The sequence below is a fragment of the Nonlabens xiamenensis genome, from assembly GCF_003865345.1.
Lineage (GTDB): Bacteria > Bacteroidota > Bacteroidia > Flavobacteriales > Flavobacteriaceae > Nonlabens > Nonlabens xiamenensis.
This window is the reverse complement of the sequence record NZ_RMVE01000004.1, coordinates 19,151-34,723: the sequence shown is the minus strand read 5'-3', so window position 1 is coordinate 34,723 and position 15,573 is coordinate 19,151. Positions and strand designations below refer to the sequence as shown.

The 15,573-nt window shown below is 41.3% G+C and carries 17 protein-coding genes; 4 read left to right on the top strand and 13 right to left on the bottom strand.

Annotated elements, in window-relative coordinates; translation table 11 throughout:
• Positions 1-83: 83 nt before the first annotated feature.
• Both lnt and EGM47_RS11070 read right to left on the bottom strand, forming a co-directional pair.
• Entirely contained in the window at positions 84-1,718 is a 1,635-nt protein-coding gene (lnt, locus tag EGM47_RS11075; RefSeq protein WP_317126891.1) for an apolipoprotein N-acyltransferase, read from the bottom strand.
• Between the two features lie 73 nt (positions 1,719-1,791).
• Positions 1,792-2,862 (bottom strand): putative type IX sorting system protein PorV2, encoded by a 1,071-nt coding sequence (locus EGM47_RS11070; RefSeq protein ID WP_124980889.1) that lies wholly within the window; start codon positions 2,860-2,862, stop codon positions 1,792-1,794.
• Between the two features lie 116 nt (positions 2,863-2,978).
• Between EGM47_RS11070 and EGM47_RS11065 the strand changes: the two genes are divergently transcribed.
• A complete protein-coding gene (locus tag EGM47_RS11065; RefSeq protein ID WP_124980888.1) occupies positions 2,979-3,731 on the top strand; it encodes a CDP-alcohol phosphatidyltransferase family protein in 753 nt (250 codons plus the stop codon).
• Here EGM47_RS11065 and EGM47_RS11060 read toward each other — a convergent pair.
• The 3 genes from EGM47_RS11060 to lptB all read right to left on the bottom strand — a co-directional run bounded on the left by EGM47_RS11060 (position 3,728) and on the right by lptB (position 5,678).
• Complete coding sequence (locus EGM47_RS11060; RefSeq protein WP_124980887.1) at positions 3,728-4,126, bottom strand: DUF6768 family protein; 399 nt, start codon at positions 4,124-4,126, stop codon at positions 3,728-3,730. The genes EGM47_RS11065 and EGM47_RS11060 overlap by 4 nt on opposite strands.
• A gap of 5 nt (positions 4,127-4,131) precedes the next feature.
• On the bottom strand, positions 4,132-4,638 hold the full coding sequence (locus tag EGM47_RS11055) for an RNA polymerase sigma factor (protein ID WP_124980886.1): 507 nt from the start codon (positions 4,636-4,638) through the stop codon (positions 4,132-4,134).
• Between the two features lie 293 nt (positions 4,639-4,931).
• On the bottom strand, positions 4,932-5,678 hold the full coding sequence (lptB, locus tag EGM47_RS11050; RefSeq protein WP_124980885.1) for an LPS export ABC transporter ATP-binding protein: 747 nt from the start codon (positions 5,676-5,678) through the stop codon (positions 4,932-4,934).
• 153 nt (positions 5,679-5,831) lie between these two features.
• Between lptB and EGM47_RS11045 the strand changes: the two genes are divergently transcribed.
• Both EGM47_RS11045 and EGM47_RS11040 read left to right on the top strand, forming a co-directional pair.
• Entirely contained in the window at positions 5,832-6,059 is a 228-nt protein-coding gene (locus EGM47_RS11045) for a hypothetical protein (protein WP_124980884.1), read from the top strand.
• Positions 6,059-6,637 carry a phosphatase PAP2 family protein gene (locus EGM47_RS11040; protein ID WP_124980883.1) on the top strand — a complete coding sequence of 193 codons (579 nt, stop codon included), beginning with the start codon at positions 6,059-6,061 and terminating at the stop codon, positions 6,635-6,637. Before EGM47_RS11045 ends, EGM47_RS11040 begins: the two co-directional genes overlap by 1 nt.
• On the opposite strand, the gene meaB is transcribed toward EGM47_RS11040, so the two are convergent.
• The 8 genes from meaB to EGM47_RS11000 all read right to left on the bottom strand — a co-directional run bounded on the left by meaB (position 6,630) and on the right by EGM47_RS11000 (position 14,750).
• Positions 6,630-7,664, bottom strand: coding sequence for a methylmalonyl Co-A mutase-associated GTPase MeaB (gene meaB, locus EGM47_RS11035; protein ID WP_164510862.1), 1,035 nt, complete (start codon positions 7,662-7,664; stop codon positions 6,630-6,632). The two genes, EGM47_RS11040 and meaB, sit on opposite strands and share 8 nt — an antisense overlap.
• Position 7,665: 1 nt before the next feature.
• Positions 7,666-8,085, bottom strand: coding sequence for a hypothetical protein (locus EGM47_RS11030; RefSeq protein WP_124980882.1), 420 nt, complete (start codon positions 8,083-8,085; stop codon positions 7,666-7,668).
• Positions 8,086-8,195: 110 nt separating this feature from the next.
• The gene (locus tag EGM47_RS11025) at positions 8,196-8,540 is read right to left on the bottom strand and encodes a DUF3140 domain-containing protein (protein WP_124981199.1); all 345 of its coding nucleotides are present in this window, start codon (positions 8,538-8,540) and stop codon (positions 8,196-8,198) included.
• A 355-nt stretch (positions 8,541-8,895) separates the two neighbouring features.
• Positions 8,896-12,300 (bottom strand): preprotein translocase subunit SecA, encoded by a 3,405-nt coding sequence (secA, locus tag EGM47_RS11020; protein WP_124980881.1) that lies wholly within the window; start codon positions 12,298-12,300, stop codon positions 8,896-8,898.
• A 116-nt stretch (positions 12,301-12,416) separates the two neighbouring features.
• Positions 12,417-12,638, bottom strand: coding sequence for a DUF2795 domain-containing protein (locus tag EGM47_RS11015; protein WP_124980880.1), 222 nt, complete (start codon positions 12,636-12,638; stop codon positions 12,417-12,419).
• 205 nt (positions 12,639-12,843) lie between these two features.
• A complete protein-coding gene (locus EGM47_RS11010; RefSeq protein ID WP_124980879.1) occupies positions 12,844-13,416 on the bottom strand; it encodes a cob(I)yrinic acid a,c-diamide adenosyltransferase in 573 nt (190 codons plus the stop codon).
• Positions 13,417-13,695: 279 nt separating this feature from the next.
• A complete protein-coding gene (locus EGM47_RS11005) occupies positions 13,696-14,190 on the bottom strand; it encodes a YceI family protein (RefSeq protein ID WP_124980878.1) in 495 nt (164 codons plus the stop codon).
• A gap of 128 nt (positions 14,191-14,318) precedes the next feature.
• The gene (locus EGM47_RS11000; RefSeq protein WP_124980877.1) at positions 14,319-14,750 is read right to left on the bottom strand and encodes a MarR family winged helix-turn-helix transcriptional regulator; all 432 of its coding nucleotides are present in this window, start codon (positions 14,748-14,750) and stop codon (positions 14,319-14,321) included.
• Positions 14,751-14,959: 209 nt separating this feature from the next.
• Here EGM47_RS11000 and EGM47_RS10995 point away from each other — a divergent pair, with 209 nt between their 5' ends.
• On the top strand, positions 14,960-15,547 hold the full coding sequence (locus EGM47_RS10995; RefSeq protein ID WP_124980876.1) for a porin family protein: 588 nt from the start codon (positions 14,960-14,962) through the stop codon (positions 15,545-15,547).
• The last annotated feature ends 26 nt before the right edge of the window (positions 15,548-15,573 follow it).

Here is a 15,573-nt window from a genome sequence, read left to right as displayed (position 1 = left end):
TAGTAAGTGGTTCCTAAACATAAGATGAAAAGAATGATGATAAAAGAAAAGGCTAGGCTTGATCCTCCTGACCGGGCCTTGCGTCATTTCCTTTTTAGCTTCCCTCTACGCAATACACTAAATAATAGAATAAACACGGCCATCATACCAGCAATTCTGGCGATATAATCACCGTGTTTACTGTAGAAAGTCAGTTCACACCTGGGCCTGATTTTTCCTGCTAAACTGCCTTGTTGCTCATAACCTAAGGATTGTACAACATCACCTTTGTCATTAATGATGGCGCTGATACCTGTATTGGCACTGCGAGCAATCCAGCGTCTGTTTTCGATAGCACGTAATCTAGCCAGGCTTAGATGTTGTTGATGTCCTTGCGTATTACCCCACCAGGCATCATTGGTAATAATGGCAAGAAATTGTGCGCCATTGTTCACATAGTCCGTAACAAATTCCCCGTATACGGATTCATAACAGATGATAGGGGCTACCTTAATACCTTCAGCCGACTCAAACACTGATCGGTCTTCCTGTGTGGTTTTTGTAGCTACGGTTCCTCCCAGGTCTAGCATCGCGTTGCCTAAGATAGGTTCCAATATATTTTTATACGGAAAGTTTTCTACACCTACTACCAACTTAGATTTATGGTACAATTGAGGATCACGGTCGGCCTTAAGAAAAATAGCGCTGTTGTAATCGTTGTAAAAGGTTCGACCATCATTGGCTGTATTGCTTTGTGGACCGTATCTTGATTCATCCCTGAAAATCTCGGCCATGGAGATTCCTCCCAGGTAATTGAGTTGCGGATAAGCCGCTAACTTTGATCGCAATTTTTGGATATTTGGATCATACGGAATTTCCTTAAGGTTTCTGACCTGAATGTTGTCGGCCAATACAGTTTCTGGAGTGATTAAAAATTGGGTAGAAGGTTGAAGTTTATTCTCAGCTAGCGTCATGATCAATTTCACGATGCTATCATTGTCCATCTCGTATTTTTCTTCGTACGGATCGATGTTAGGTTGTATAATAACTACTTCAGTTCCGTTGCCTTTTTGAAATGAAATGGGGTCCCAAACTAAGGCTTGGGAAATGAGCACGGGCACAACCAATAATCCGATGGGTAGCAAAGTGCGCTTTAAGATGAACTTGAAAGTCGGTCGAACAAATTTTTCATCGTGTTTTGGTATGGGGAATAGGCTTAAAAACAAGGCTATATTCACTATCCATACCCATATAGTTCCACCAAATGTTCCCGTGTACTCATACCATTGAATCCAACCTACCTGCTCACTGAATCCATTGCCTAAATTGAGCCATGGCCATGAAAAGTCCCAGTGCAAATGGAGACGTTCAAAACTTATCCACAAACAGACCAAAAAACTTAGACCCGCAGCTTGCCCAACTTTTTTTGCCATTAAATGATACCCAAGAAACACCAGACTCATGAGTAATGAATTCACCAGAACGGCAAACCACATCCCAAAAGCTGTAGAAAAATACAACCAGTAGGTAGTCGCTATATTCCAGATAAAAAAGGTCAGATACGCATGTCCTAATACGCGGATTGTCTTTCTTTTGGTAGTAGATAGCCGGATACGTCTTTCTGCAAGTAATAATGGTATCCACGCAATAAAAAGCAATCCAGCAAAACCATAGGTAGGCCACCCCAACCAAAACAGTATCCCAGAGCAAGAGGCAAGAAGTAAGCTAGTAGCTTTCAAATGTTTTTTTTGTAAAAGTAAAGGGTGCATGGAAATTACACCAAGGTTAAGCCTTTAATTTAGAGGCAAAAAGTTAACGGCTAAATACAGACAAATCAATATTTACCGAAAATACATTGGAATAAAGGGCCTCACTCGAATCACCGATATCCGTCAATGCATAATCTACCGAGATACCTTTATACTTAAATCCAATACCAATATTGGGTTGAAAATTCAAGTCATCCTCTCCATTCAATTGCTGGACATTTTGAAAATTTCCCACACCTGCCCTTACAAAAACCAAGTCTATAAAACCATACTCCAGACCTATAGCTGGGGTTGCGCTCACCGAACTACTAGAGATGATATCGTTTGTCTGTATAAATCGCATGTTGAGATCTAGTTCGGCAGTTAGAACGTGATCGTAGTGAAAGGTAAATTGTCGGGCCAGTCCCAACTGTAATTTGGGCAAGGTAATCTCGGTATTTTCAGGTAATTCTTGATTTTGATCCTGTACCGCATCACTGATGCTGGCAAACTCCTCTTCATCTATATTCCAGGTGTTGTAGGTGGTGGTGATATCCCTGGCCATGAACCCCAGCTGCCAGTCACCTCGCTTAAATTGCATTCCTAGATCCAGTCCAAAACCCCACGAACTCGCAAAATCACCGATCACCCTTCTGATTACTTTGGCATTAGCGCCATAGGAAAAACCATCCAATTTGGCTTCACGTGCATAAGAGAAGCTAAAAGCCCAATCAGCAGTGGAGAAGGTAGATATTCGATCATAATTGATATTGCCCTGGTCATCAATCAACTGGGTGGTATTTAAAATATCGTCCACAGAAAATCGTATCACCGAAAAAGCAAACGCACTTTGATCGTCCACTGGCATAGCAAATGCACCGTAGTTATATTGGGCGATATTGGCAAAATAACTCGCGTGCATCAAGGATACTTCCTGCTCTTCCATACGCATCAATCCTGCGGGATTCCAGTAACCTGAATTGACATCATCTGTGCTAGCCACAACAGCATTGCTCATACCCAAAGCCGCAGCATCCACTCCTATATTGAGGAATTCATTGGAATAGGCTCGGGAGGTCTGCGCTTTCGCGAACGCGGTTGCCAAAAGGATCGTGAATAGGAAATATGCTCTCAATCGGAATTCTTAAGCTCGTGCAAATATCTAGGTTTCTCTCTTAATAACTGCCAAAATCTGCGGATATTGCACGGTTAGAAGGGTAAGACATCGCTAAAAAACTGCATATTTGTAAAATGAAGTCATTTTTACCCAACTTGATCACGCTACTCAATCTATTGTGCGGTTGTATAGCGGCCTTGTATGCCTTTCAAGATGATCTTTTGATGGCAGGAATTTTTGTCGGAGCAGGAATATTTTTTGATTTTTTTGATGGCTTGGTCGCTCGTACGCTGAGGGTCTCCAGTCCTTTGGGAACCCAACTAGATTCGCTGGCAGATATGGTCACAAGTGGACTTGTTCCTGGTATTGCCATGTTTCAAATGTTGAAGGATGCCGTGGGCCTAAATGTATGGGATCAGGATGATAGAATTTTTATTATCGACGAGCCCACTGCATGGTTAGCACTGTTGGGTTTTTTAATCACCTTGGGAAGTTGCTACCGCTTGGCAAAGTTTAATATCGATGATCGACAAACCGATTCATTCATTGGGGTTCCCACTCCAGCCAATGCCATATTCATCATTTCGTTGGGTATTTTGGCCCAACAGACTCAAATCACTTGGCTTTTTGAAACCTTAACCAATCCTTATATATTGCTAGGCTTGACATTATTTTCTACTTATATACTCAACGCAGAGTTGCCTTTATTTGCCTTAAAATTCAAAAATTGGGGTTTGGCTGGCAATAAGATCCGCTATGCTTTTATCTGTATCTCCATTGTTTTGATCGCCACCTTGAAGATCTATGCCATTCCTTGCGTTATCCTGATCTATATATTGATGAGCTTAATTTATCAATGGTTGAGAAAACCATCCCAAAAAGTTTAGATCTTATGCTCAGTTTTTGATTTGAGCTGATGCGAGAGGGAGGAAACTTGCAACTCCAACCTTTTGACTTCTCTGGTGACCACGTTCCTATGCATATGCATCCACATATGTATTTTGATCATGCTCATCGTGATAAAACATAATAAAATGACCCCCCAATAATTGATTAAGTTATTGGTGTTTTCTTCGTCAAAGCTTTCTATGATAAAGTATAGCAAAGCGCCGAAAACCAAGATGTTAAAAATATTCATAGCCAGAACCCACCAGGTGTTTTTTCCTTTATACAGGCCCTTGATCATGCCCCATAAATTTTGTTCTTCCAGGCTGTCGTAGAATTTTGCTTCTTCCTTGGTTAATGTGTCCTTGATGAGTTGATCTACTTGTTCTGTTTTCATAATTTCTAATTTTTAAGTATTGTTTTAAGTTTTTTCCGGGCATTGAATAATCGGGACTTTACGGTGCCTTGAGATATGTTCAGTATTTCGGCGATATCGCTGACCGCATATTGTTGCACATAAAATAATTGGATCACATGTTGTTTTTCTACTGTTAGCTGCTCAATCGCTAATTTGAGTGCCTCTTGCTTATCGTCTATTGAGTGTTCTTCCACCTCATTTTTTAGGGTATGCTCATTCAATCGTTGCACATTGTTTTGATTCAAAAGGTCCATGCATTTATTGCTTACTATGCGCATGGCCCAAAATGAAAAGGCATCTGGGTTTCTGAGACCATGTAATTTATCCATGATCACCATCCACGACTCTTGTACCACATCTTTTGATTGATCTTTGTCTTTGAGTATCCAATAGGCTTTAGAGCAGAACGATTGATGGTATCTTTCAATAAGATGGCTGATCACCTTGCGGTCGCCTGATTGATAATTTGATATGATTTCGCGGTCGTCCAAGTTCTAGTTATCTATGGTCTAATATGGTCTAAAAGGCAGTCTTTACTCTAATGACGGAAAAATCAGCAAAAAGTTCATTTTTTTTCCTTTTTTTACAAATCCGAACAAACTAAAGGGCATCATTTTGTGAGATAACTGTAGGAAAGACAGCGTTTTTGAATAAAATGCTAGCAGTAGAAAAATAAATAATTAGCCAAGCCTTAAAGGCCATATAGTAGGTGTACAGATGTATTCATCCACAGCAGTTTAAGATTGTTAGAGCTTTCTTGTTGGTGCAATTGGTTTCTATAATCCTATTGGAAAATCTTCTTTTTGCGCAGTTCAAAATTTTGTCCCAAATACACCCGACGTACCACCTCGTCTTCTGCCAACTCCTCAGGGCTTCCATGTTTAAGAATACGTCCTTCAAACATCAGATAGGTTCTGTCTGTAATAGCGAGGGTTTCCTGCACATTGTGGTCGGTAATAAGAATGCCAATGTTCTTTTTGGTAAGCTGGGCGACAATACGTTGTATGTCCTCAACTGCCACCGGATCTACTCCAGCAAAAGGTTCATCCAATAAAATAAAAGTAGGGTCGGTAGCCAGCGCTCGTGCAATTTCCGTACGTCTGCGCTCACCACCACTCAACAAGTCTCCGTTGCGATTGCGACGATCCTGAAGACTGAATTCCTCTAACAATCGTTCACAACGCTCTTTTTGTTCTTTTTTGGAAAGATCGGTAAGCTGCAACACACCCAAAATATTTTCTTCAACAGTCAACTTTCTGAAAATAGAAGCTTCCTGCGCCAAATAACCAATCCCACTTTGCGCCCGTTTATACATCGGATACTTGGTAATCTTTTGCTGGTCCAGCCAGACGTCTCCTCCAGTAGGCTTAACCAAACCTACCGTCATGTAGAAAGAAGTGGTTTTTCCGGCTCCATTGGGACCCAACAGCCCGACGATCTCGCCTTGATTGACCTCGTACGATACACCTTTGACCACTGGTCTGCCTTTATAGGACTTTTGAAGATTGTCAGCTCTTAGTTTTCGTTGCATAAAACAAAGTTAATGGATTCGAATTCATTTTTGTCCCTGATTTCCCTTAAGACTTTATACTAATCATTAAATTGCAGCAAGTTTATAAGGATGTCAAAACATGCCTTGAAGCCCGTGGGGCATGACCCTACCAATTTTTAAACAAGCAAGATCATGTCACTTCCCAGATTCCTCATGGGCGATAACGTCCATTTTCCCGAAGATATTTTTGTCATCCACCTGGAATACCCGCGATTTGTCATTAATTTAAAAGATGATAGCATCGAGTTTCTGGAGGAAATATCAAATGCCGATAAAGATTTGCTGGAAGAGGAGACCAAAAACCTGATTGAAGAAGCCAGCCGTTTTTATGACGAACAAATGCAACTTTACGAGGAATAATGGAAACCGTTAAAGAATTGGATTGGGAGGCAACCCTTTTTCTAAACGATTGGGGAAACGACTGGGTGGATCTTTTTTTCAATGTCATCACCCATAAATTGTCGGCCATTCCTTTGTATGTATTGGTATTGTTTATCCTCTATAAAAAATTAGGTGTACGCAATCTGATCATTTCACTTATCTGTATCGCCTTGCTCATCACATTTTCAGATCAGTTGGCAGGTTTATTTAAGGATGGAATAGAACGCTTCAGACCGTTTCGTGAACCAGGACTTAAAGATCAGATATCTAAAGTTGGGCGTAGTGGCGGTACCTACGGCTTTTACAGCGGCCATGCTAGTAATGCCGTAGCACTGGCTACTTTTTTATGGTTCTTATTGCGTCGCAAGCACAAAGCAATCGCTGTCGTGATGTTGGTCTGGGCTGGATTGGTAGCTTACAGCAGGGTATATTTAGGCGTGCATTATTTGGGAGATGTCCTAATGGGCTGTGTGATGGGAACTTTATTAGGAATTGTATTTATATGGGTTTACGCTTTCGCGAAAGCGAGATACGGCGTATCCACAACCATTAGCTAGTACCGATCGCCAGCAACTTCTCAGCCGCCTCAAAGGGCGTGATCTTTTTATCCAACACTTCTTTTTCCAGGGAAGCCAATGCTTCGCTCACTGCTGTCTTTGTAAAGAAATGGTTCATCAGCTGGTCCTCGATGGTTTGATGCAACCAGTACAGTTCTTGGTCCTGTCTTTTAGCGCTAAAACTGTACTGTGCCCGCATCTTAGACTCATAATTGTTTATTTCATCAAGTATTTCCTGAATTCCATTTTGCTCCAAGGCGCTACAAGTATAGACCTTGGTCTGCCAATCTTGATTTTTGGGAGGTACAAGATGTAAGGCATTCCTGAATTCTCGTTGGGCGTGTTTTGCTGCGGTTTGGTTGTTTCCATCGGCCTTGTTGATCACGATGCCGTCTGCCATTTCCATGATACCGCGTTTAATACCCTGTAAGTCATCCCCAGCACCTGCTAGTTTAAGAAGCAGGAAAAAATCCGTCATACTATGGACCGCCGTTTCACTTTGTCCCACGCCAACCGTTTCTACGATAATAAAATCGTAACCTGCGGCTTCACATAGGATAATCGCTTCCCTGGTTTTACGTGCCACACCCCCCAAGGTTTTGCCAGCCGGACTGGGTCGTATAAAAGCCTGATCGCTTTTGACCAATTCTTCCATCCGGGTTTTGTCACCCAAAATACTCCCTTGGGATATCCCACTGGACGGATCAATGGCCAGCACTGCAAGCTTCTTTCCCTGTCCAATCAAAAGCTTCCCCAAAGATTCTATAAAAGTAGATTTGCCAACGCCTGGAACTCCCGTGATACCCAATCTAAAAGAGCTACCCGAAAGTGGCAAGCATCGCTGTAAGATCGCTTTCGCGAAAGCGTGATCTTTGGGAGCAGTACTTTCTACCAAGGTAATCGCCTGACTCAAAGCACTGATTTCACCAGCTTTAAGTTGGTCAAATAATTGGCCGATATCAGGAGTCGCTTTTGACCTTTTTGACCTTTTTGACTTTGGATTGATATGTGATGGAATTCCAGCCAAATCACTTCTTTTTTTGAAGCCTCAGGGCCAATCTATAACCTAACCAAGCCATTGGAAGATAGGCCAATAATATATCTACTGCACTGAACCAAAAAGGGCCCGGAACCATAAAATTAACGGCAATTCCCGCTAGCAAAAAGAAAACGCCAATGAGCATGGCCAGATTTCTTTTATAACTGGCAGCGATTAAAGCAGTAATAAAAGCGCCACTTAGCGTTCCGAGGGCATGGGCCAAAAAAGGGAAAATAAAATATTTGGCTTCAAGGTTGGGTGCTGCTTCAGCCAATGCTTCTAAATCATTGGGATCTACACCGGGAATGGGAAGTATACTGCTGCCCAACTGGACCAAAGTCAAATTAATAACATTGCCTACAATTAAACCTGTTACAACGCCAATTATATTTTTAACAATGGGTTTCATAGTTGGGGTTTATAGACTTTAAAAATAATGAATTTGCCAAGGATAGAACGTAAAGCTGACCTTCAACGGCAAGATGAAAATCGGCTTATTGATTTAATTAGAAAAGAATTCTAGCAATCCATCTCTTTGCAGGGATCGTGGCCCCAGTTTTTGAGGCTGTAACGCCAGTCGCTTTCCTTGATATCACTGCTAGGTTTTTGTGCGGTGTGTCGGTGCACGTATCCGATAACTTCATTCATGTGGTCATAATTGGCATCGGTCAATTCATCTTTCTTCTTTCGTTTGATTTTGATGATCTTTCTTCCAGATTTATGACCGATGGATTCTCCATCACCACTGTCTTTTCCTACACTTTTGGATTTGTCGGTTTCCAACCAATCTTCCAATTCGCTCGGAGTCATATTAACTACATTATAGAATTCGTCGTAGGTCTCGTCTTTGGATCTGTCGCTCATGGTTTTTTGTTGTAAGATAAATTCCATGGACGACCCGGTCTGTTAGCAAGCTGTTAACTGGCGAGTTTTTAACGTGATCAACATATAAAGTATGGATAGGGAAGGGGTCATCATTTGAGCTTTCTACAAATGATGATCTTGCCTTAAAAATATACAACAAAAGTGGCTGTCCAAAAGGAAACTTGATGATATCAAACTGAACCGGTCGAAGTTTTTTACTTTTTGATTTTCAAAACGTCTTCTACGAGCTCAGACTAACAACATTAATGTTTACAAAGCTTTTGGACAGCCACTTTTAAATTTCAGCAACTATTTGCATCGCACTACCATAAAATTCAGTAGCGCTAATAATGGATCAAGCCTTGCGGTCCAGTACCCATTCTCCTTTGTTGATCAGGGGTAAAGCCGATTTGTACTTGGTTTCCTTGGTTTCACCAGTCATGATGTTTTTGATTACCACTTTTTCATTACGACCAATTTTAGGTTGTTCCCTGGTAATTGTCTCAGTCACTTGAGGTCTTTGCTGCTGGCGACTGGCACCTGCACCTACAGCCCTGGCTTGAGCTGCTTGTTCATCACTATTGAGCACTTCCTCTTTTTGTGTTCGCGTTTTCTCTACTTTGCGCTGTTTGGCCTCACTGATGGCCTGACTGTCACGTGTAGGAAGGTCCCCTTTAAACATAAAGCCGATCACGTCTTTATTGACTTTGTCGATCATTTCTTTAAAGAGTTCAAAGGCTTCAAACTTATAGATCAACAATGGGTCTTTTTGCTCGTGTACGGCCAACTGAACACTTTGTTTTAATTCGTCCATCTTACGTAGATGCGTTTTCCAGGCATCATCTATAATAGCCAGCGTAATATTCTTTTCAAAATCAGTGACCAGTGAGCGTCCTTCTGAATCATAAGCATCCTTTAAATTAGTAGCTACGTTCAGCGTTTTGATGCCATCTGTAAATGGAACTGCAATTCGTTCATAGGTGCGTTCCTCGTTTTCCATGACGTTTTTGATCACAGGGAAAACTTCTTCAGCTGTACGTTCCATTTTCTCCTTATAGTGATCATAGGCGGACTTATACAGCGATTGTGCAATTTCTTGATCCGACTTATTCTTGAACTCGTCTTCAGAGATCGGACTGCTCATTGAGAAATAACGAATTACTTCAAACTCAAAATTCTTGAAATCCTGAGCTAATTTGTTGGTTTCCGTAATGTTCTCGGCGATATCATAGATCATATTGGCTATATCTACAGCAAGCCTATCTCCGAATAGTGCATTGTGTCTTCTCTTGTAAATTACCTCACGCTGTGCATTCATCACATCATCGTATTCCAGCAATCGTTTACGTACACCAAAAGCATTTTCCTCTACTTTTTTCTGGGCGCGTTCAATAGATTTGGAAATCATGGAATGCTGGATCACTTCACCTTCCTTCATGCCTAATCTATCCATGGTTTTGGCCATACGTTCAGAACCAAACAGACGCATCAAATTGTCTTCCAGAGAAACATAGAACTGCGAGCTTCCTGGATCACCTTGACGACCCGCACGACCTCTTAGCTGGCGGTCAACGCGACGTGAATCATGACGCTCGGTTCCGATGATGGCGAGTCCGCCGGCTGCTTTTACTTCATCTGACAATTTGATATCTGTTCCACGACCAGCCATGTTGGTGGCGATGGTGATTTGTCCAGGATTACCCGCCTGAGCCACGATATCTGCTTCTTTTTTGTGCTGCTTGGCATTTAGAACGTTATGGTCGATGCCTGCACGTTGTAAGGTGCGGCTCAATAATTCAGAAATGTCTACAGAAGTTGTACCAATCAACACGGGTCTACCTTCTTTCTGTAGCTTGGTCACCTCTTCAATGACGGCACCATATTTTTCTCTCTTAGTTTTATACACGAGATCCTGTCTGTCATCTCTGGCAATTGGTTTGTTGGTGGGGATTTCCACAACATCGAGTTTATAGATCTCCCAAAATTCACCTGCTTCTGTCACTGCGGTACCTGTCATACCCGCCAGTTTTTTATACATTCTGAAGTAGTTCTGCAAGGTGATGGTCGCAAAAGTTTGCGTCGCATCCTGAATTTTGACATTTTCTTTAGCTTCAATGGCCTGGTGCAGTCCGTCACTATAACGTCTTCCCTCCATGATACGACCGGTTTGCTCGTCAACGATCATCACCTGTTCCTCAGATACAATACCGTTTGGAGTACGTTTATCATGAGCCATCACTACATATTCTGTATCTTTTTCAAAAAGTGTGTAGGCTTTTAGTAACTGGTTCAGGGTATGAATACGCTCGGATTTGACGGCAAATTCACGGAATAACTCTTCCTTCTTTTCGGCTTCTTCTTCTTTGGAAAGACCTGCTTGTTCAATACGGTTAATTTCCATGCCGACTTCTGGCATGACAAAAAAGTCCGGATCATCCTTACCGGATAGGTACTCAATACCTTTATCCGTTAATTCAACCTGGTTGTTCTTTTCATCAATCACAAAATACAGGGCTTCATCCACCTTAGGCATCTCGCGATTGTTGTCCTGCATATAGAAATTTTCAGTTTTTTGCAACAAGGTCTTGATTCCTTCTTCACTCAGGTATTTGATCAGGGCCTTGTTCTTAGGTAATCCGCGGTAAACACGTAACAATTCCTTTCCACCTTCCTTGGTATCGCCTTCACCTATAAGTTTTTTGGCCAAAGCCAAAGTTTGCGTCAATTCCTTTCGCTGAACGCTCACTATATTTTCAACAGGTGCTTTTAATACATCAAATTCCTGACGATCTCCTTGAGGTACAGGTCCTGAAATAATCAATGGAGTACGGGCATCGTCGATCAATACGGAGTCTGTTTCATCGATGATAGCATAATTGTGTTTGCGTTGCACCAGGTCTTTTGGTGCATGGGCCATATTATCTCTGAGGTAATCAAAACCAAACTCATTGTTGGTACCGTAGGTGATGTCGGCCAGGTAAGCTTGTCTTCTTTCCTCAGAATTAGGCTTGTGATAATCGATACAATCAATGGTCAAACCGTGAAACTCAAATAACGGCCCGATCCAGGCACCGTCACGTTTGGCCAGGTAATCGTTCACAGTAACGACATGAACCCCATTTCCGGTAAGGGCGTTGAGGTAAACAGGTAGTGTAGCGACGAGTGTCTTTCCTTCCCCAGTTTGCATCTCGGCAATTTTACCTTGGTGTAGGGCAGTACCACCGATCAATTGTACATCATAATGGATCATGTCCCAGGTAATGGGTTTTCCGGCCGCATCCCAAGAATTGCTCCAAACCGCGTGGTCTCCATCTAGACGCACATAATCTTTTTCACCAGAAAGTTCGCGATCTCTTGCTGTGGCTACCACGCGAATTTCCTCATTGTGGAAGAAGCGTTTAGCGGTCTCTTTGACGACGGCAAAAGCCTCAGCTAATATGTCATTGAGGACGACTTCGGCTTGTTCATAGGCCACATCTTCCAATCGGTCAATTTCGTTATAGAGCTCTTCGCGTTTGTCAATGTCCTGCTCGTTCTCGGCTTGTTCTTTAAGTTCGTTGATGGATTGTAAGGTATCCGCTTTCGCGGAAGCGATTTTCTCCTTGAATTCCAAGGTTTTATTCCTCAATTCATCAATTGTCAATTTTTCCATTTGTGGTTCGATCGCGAGGATTTGATCCACAAAGGGTTGTATATCCTTGATATCTTTCTTGGACTTGTCGCCCACAAATACCTTCAATACGGAATCTAATAGTCCCATAATATTTATATGTTTGATTTAAAGCAGTTTAATAATTTCTCACTGCCCGTGCTAAGTTCTAAAATTAAAGCAAAAAAAAAGTCTCTTGACGAGACTTTTCCCACGATCACTGATCGTTAATATTCATCCTCATTCCAGAGGTAATCTTCATCTGTTGGATAATCAGGCCAAATCTCTTGGATGCTCTCGTAGAGATCTCCCTCATCTTCAATCGCTTGTAGATTTTCCACTACCTCAAGAGGCGCTCCAGTACGAATTGCATAATCAATCAATTCGTCCTTTTCTGCCGGCCAAGGTGCATCACTTAAATAAGATGCAAGTTCTAGTGTCCAATACATAGTTTTACTCGTTAAGTTTTTTGCAAAAATAAACTTATCGTCGAATTTTGCAAGTTAATTTTTACTTTATGATTTCAAGATTTGCAAGAGCGTATAAGCTTTTGAAAATCAAAATGTTTGGCTGAAAATGTGCATCAGTTGCCCCACTGGAGATCTTGCGATAATAAAAAAGTCAATGATTGTATTTACTTTTTAACCGCGCAAATCAATTTTTTTCTGGGATCCATTTTATCTCTTCGGCTTGTAGATCCTTTGACAATTTGCGTGCCAGTACAAAGAGGTAGTCAGAAAGTCGGTTCAAATACTTTAAGACCTGTGGATCGATGGGTGCATGTTCATGGAGCTCTGACGCCAATCGCTCTGCCCGCCTACAAACAGTACGAGTGATATGACAGTATGACACGGAGGTATGACCTCCAGGTAAAATAAAATGAGTCATGGGCGGTAACTCGCGATCCATTTCATCCATCTCTCTTTCTAACATCAGGATGTCGTCGTCACTAATTTTTGAGATATTCAAGCGTTCTTCCCCGTTTTTCAGGAGCGCTTTTTCAGGCGGAGTTGCTAGTATAGCACCAATAGTAAACAAATGCTGCTGTATCTGAATGATATTTTTTTTGGCCTGTTCGCTAACAGGTTGATCACGTATCAGACCCATCCAGGAATTAAGTTCGTCAACCGTTCCGTAGCTGTCAATACGTAAATTGTGTTTGGGGACCCTGGTACCTCCAAATAATGCCGTGGTTCCTTGATCTCCTGTCTTGGTATAAATCTTCATTTTCTATTGATATTTCCTTTTCTCATTCGTTGTCTCAACCCTGCAGTATAATTTCGCCTCTTATCTCCACTTCGTTTGAGTTGACCCGAGGTGATCCGGATAAAGATTAAAACGATGATAGTACCTATGGTTACTGTGATCAGCATTTGTTGATTCTAAAAAGGTTTTGTTGATTCTAAAAAGGTAAAGATAGAAAAGGAGCGTTGAACCCGACCGCTATAAAGCACAAATCCCAAAACCTTTTGGATTTTGGGATATTGTTGAAAGATAAGAGGATATTTAGTAAACCAAGTTCACTTCTACTTCAAAATTATCATAGATGAAGTTGTCTCCCAGTCCTTTGAAAAAGCTTTTAGATCCATATTTCACATCGTACTTACTACGATCAATGTTGAGTAAAGTAGAAGCACTGTTGTTGTCCAGCTTCAAGTCAAAACTGATTGGATGAGTAATGCCTTTGACGGTCAAGTCTGCCGTAACTGATGCATGTCCTTCTTTCTGTGTCACCTCGGTAAAAACAAGGCTTGCTGTTGGGTGTGCGTCTGTAGCAAAGAAATCATCACTCTTGAGGTGTCCTTCCAGTTTTTCTTTTGATTCACCGCTCAGATCTGACACGCTGATGCTTTGCATATCGATGACAAATTCGCCACCAGTTAATCGTTCTCCATCAAATTCAAGGGAGCCGGATTTCAGATGAATAGAGCCATTGTGGCTTCCGCCAAATTTTTTTCCGGTCCAGTGTGCTGTACTTTCTGTGGTGTTTACTGTTTTCATGTTTTTTAGGTTTGTGCTTTCTCAGGCTTATCAGGCCACTAGGAAAGCGGATTTAATTATTAGATATTGATAGAAATTATTTAATTTGTTTATATGTTATTTGTAGGTACATGTATAGGGTAAAATTTTTATAATCTATTCAATTGTTCCAGCAAAAATTTCATGGTGACTTCATCAAGGTTTTGCGTCAACTGCTCTTCAGTAGCGTCAACTTTTTCATCCAAGATTTTTAAAAGGTTTAAACCTCCCTCAGTAATGGTGAGTTCAATTTGTCTGCGATCGGTAGGACATTGCACTCGTTTGACATACTTCTTGTCCACAAGCTTGTCAATGACCCTGGTGGTGTTGGAATTGGCATGTATCATATCCTTGCTTACATCTTGTAGGCTTGCCACTGCTCCTTTACGACCTCTTAAAATACGTAGCACGTTGAACTGTTGAAGCGTGATCCCATGTTCCTTAACCGTAGCGTTTATGGCTTCAGTCACCTCGGTACCTTTTTTAATTAGGGTGGTGATCAGTTTTCGCGAAAGCGGTACTTGTGATGTCGTCGTAAACATACTCAATTACAATCTCATTAATTGTTGATACAAATTTATATGTGCCAATGATTGATCGATTTAAAATAAATGTTAAAGTTTTTATTCACAGTCTGTTGTGTAATGAAAGTGATGCATAGGTACTTTTCCCAAAAGCGGGTTAAAACCTATAATTAGAGGCATTTTAGTCAATAAATTTACTGGTAAAGGCGTTATAATAAAAAAAGTCTATGAAAAAGTTATTGATCATTGCCCTTCTGGCAGTTGGAGGTCTGGCCACGGCACAAACGGAAAGTGGATTCGGTATAACAGCGGGTCCTAATTATGGTTCTACTGGGGACTTAAAACAGGATGGCCGCACCATACTTGATGATCCTGATGATAAATTGGGATATCATGTAGGTTTATTTGTCAAAGCAGATTTAGGCAGGGTGTATTTCAGGCCTGAGTTGTTATATACCAATTTGAATAGTGAATACGATGGTAGGGCATTTGACGTTCACAAATTGGATGCGCCTATTTTAGTTGGTATAGATGTAGTGGGTCCTCTACATGTTTTTGCTGGTCCTTCACTTCAATATATTATTGAAACTGAGTTGGAAAACGTTGAAGTGGATGATGTAATGGAAGATTTTACAGTAGGAGCGCAATTCGGTGTGGGCGTGAATTTTGGAAATTTGGGAATTGACCTGCGATACGAGCGTGGTTTTACTGAGAATGAAGTGAGCTTCATTGATGAAAATGTGCTCTCCTCAGACCGATTCAGTATTGATACACGACCTGAACAAATTATTTTAGGTATCAGTCTGAAACTATAATAGTTCTATAAATTTTAATAAAAGCC

Bases quoted from the DNA above. Each gene is read 5' to 3' on its own strand.
- EGM47_RS11065 (WP_124980888.1), top strand. From the start codon at position 2,979: ATGAAGTCATTTTTACCCAACTTGATCACGCTACTCAATCTATTGTGC.
- EGM47_RS11060 (WP_124980887.1), bottom strand. From the start codon at position 4,126: ATGAAAACAGAACAAGTAGATCAACTCATCAAGGACACATTAACCAAG.
- lptB (WP_124980885.1), bottom strand. From the start codon at position 5,678: ATGCAACGAAAACTAAGAGCTGACAATCTTCAAAAGTCCTATAAAGGC.
- EGM47_RS11045 (WP_124980884.1), top strand. From the start codon at position 5,832: ATGTCACTTCCCAGATTCCTCATGGGCGATAACGTCCATTTTCCCGAA.
- EGM47_RS11040 (WP_124980883.1), top strand. From the start codon at position 6,059: ATGGAAACCGTTAAAGAATTGGATTGGGAGGCAACCCTTTTTCTAAAC.
- EGM47_RS11030 (WP_124980882.1), bottom strand. From the start codon at position 8,085: ATGAAACCCATTGTTAAAAATATAATTGGCGTTGTAACAGGTTTAATT.
- EGM47_RS11025 (WP_124981199.1), bottom strand. From the start codon at position 8,540: ATGAGCGACAGATCCAAAGACGAGACCTACGACGAATTCTATAATGTA.
- secA (WP_124980881.1), bottom strand. From the start codon at position 12,300: ATGGGACTATTAGATTCCGTATTGAAGGTATTTGTGGGCGACAAGTCC.
- EGM47_RS11015 (WP_124980880.1), bottom strand. From the start codon at position 12,638: ATGTATTGGACACTAGAACTTGCATCTTATTTAAGTGATGCACCTTGG.
- EGM47_RS11010 (WP_124980879.1), bottom strand. From the start codon at position 13,416: ATGAAGATTTATACCAAGACAGGAGATCAAGGAACCACGGCATTATTT.
- EGM47_RS11005 (WP_124980878.1), bottom strand. From the start codon at position 14,190: ATGAAAACAGTAAACACCACAGAAAGTACAGCACACTGGACCGGAAAA.
- EGM47_RS11000 (WP_124980877.1), bottom strand. From the start codon at position 14,750: ATGTTTACGACGACATCACAAGTACCGCTTTCGCGAAAACTGATCACC.
- EGM47_RS10995 (WP_124980876.1), top strand. From the start codon at position 14,960: ATGAAAAAGTTATTGATCATTGCCCTTCTGGCAGTTGGAGGTCTGGCC.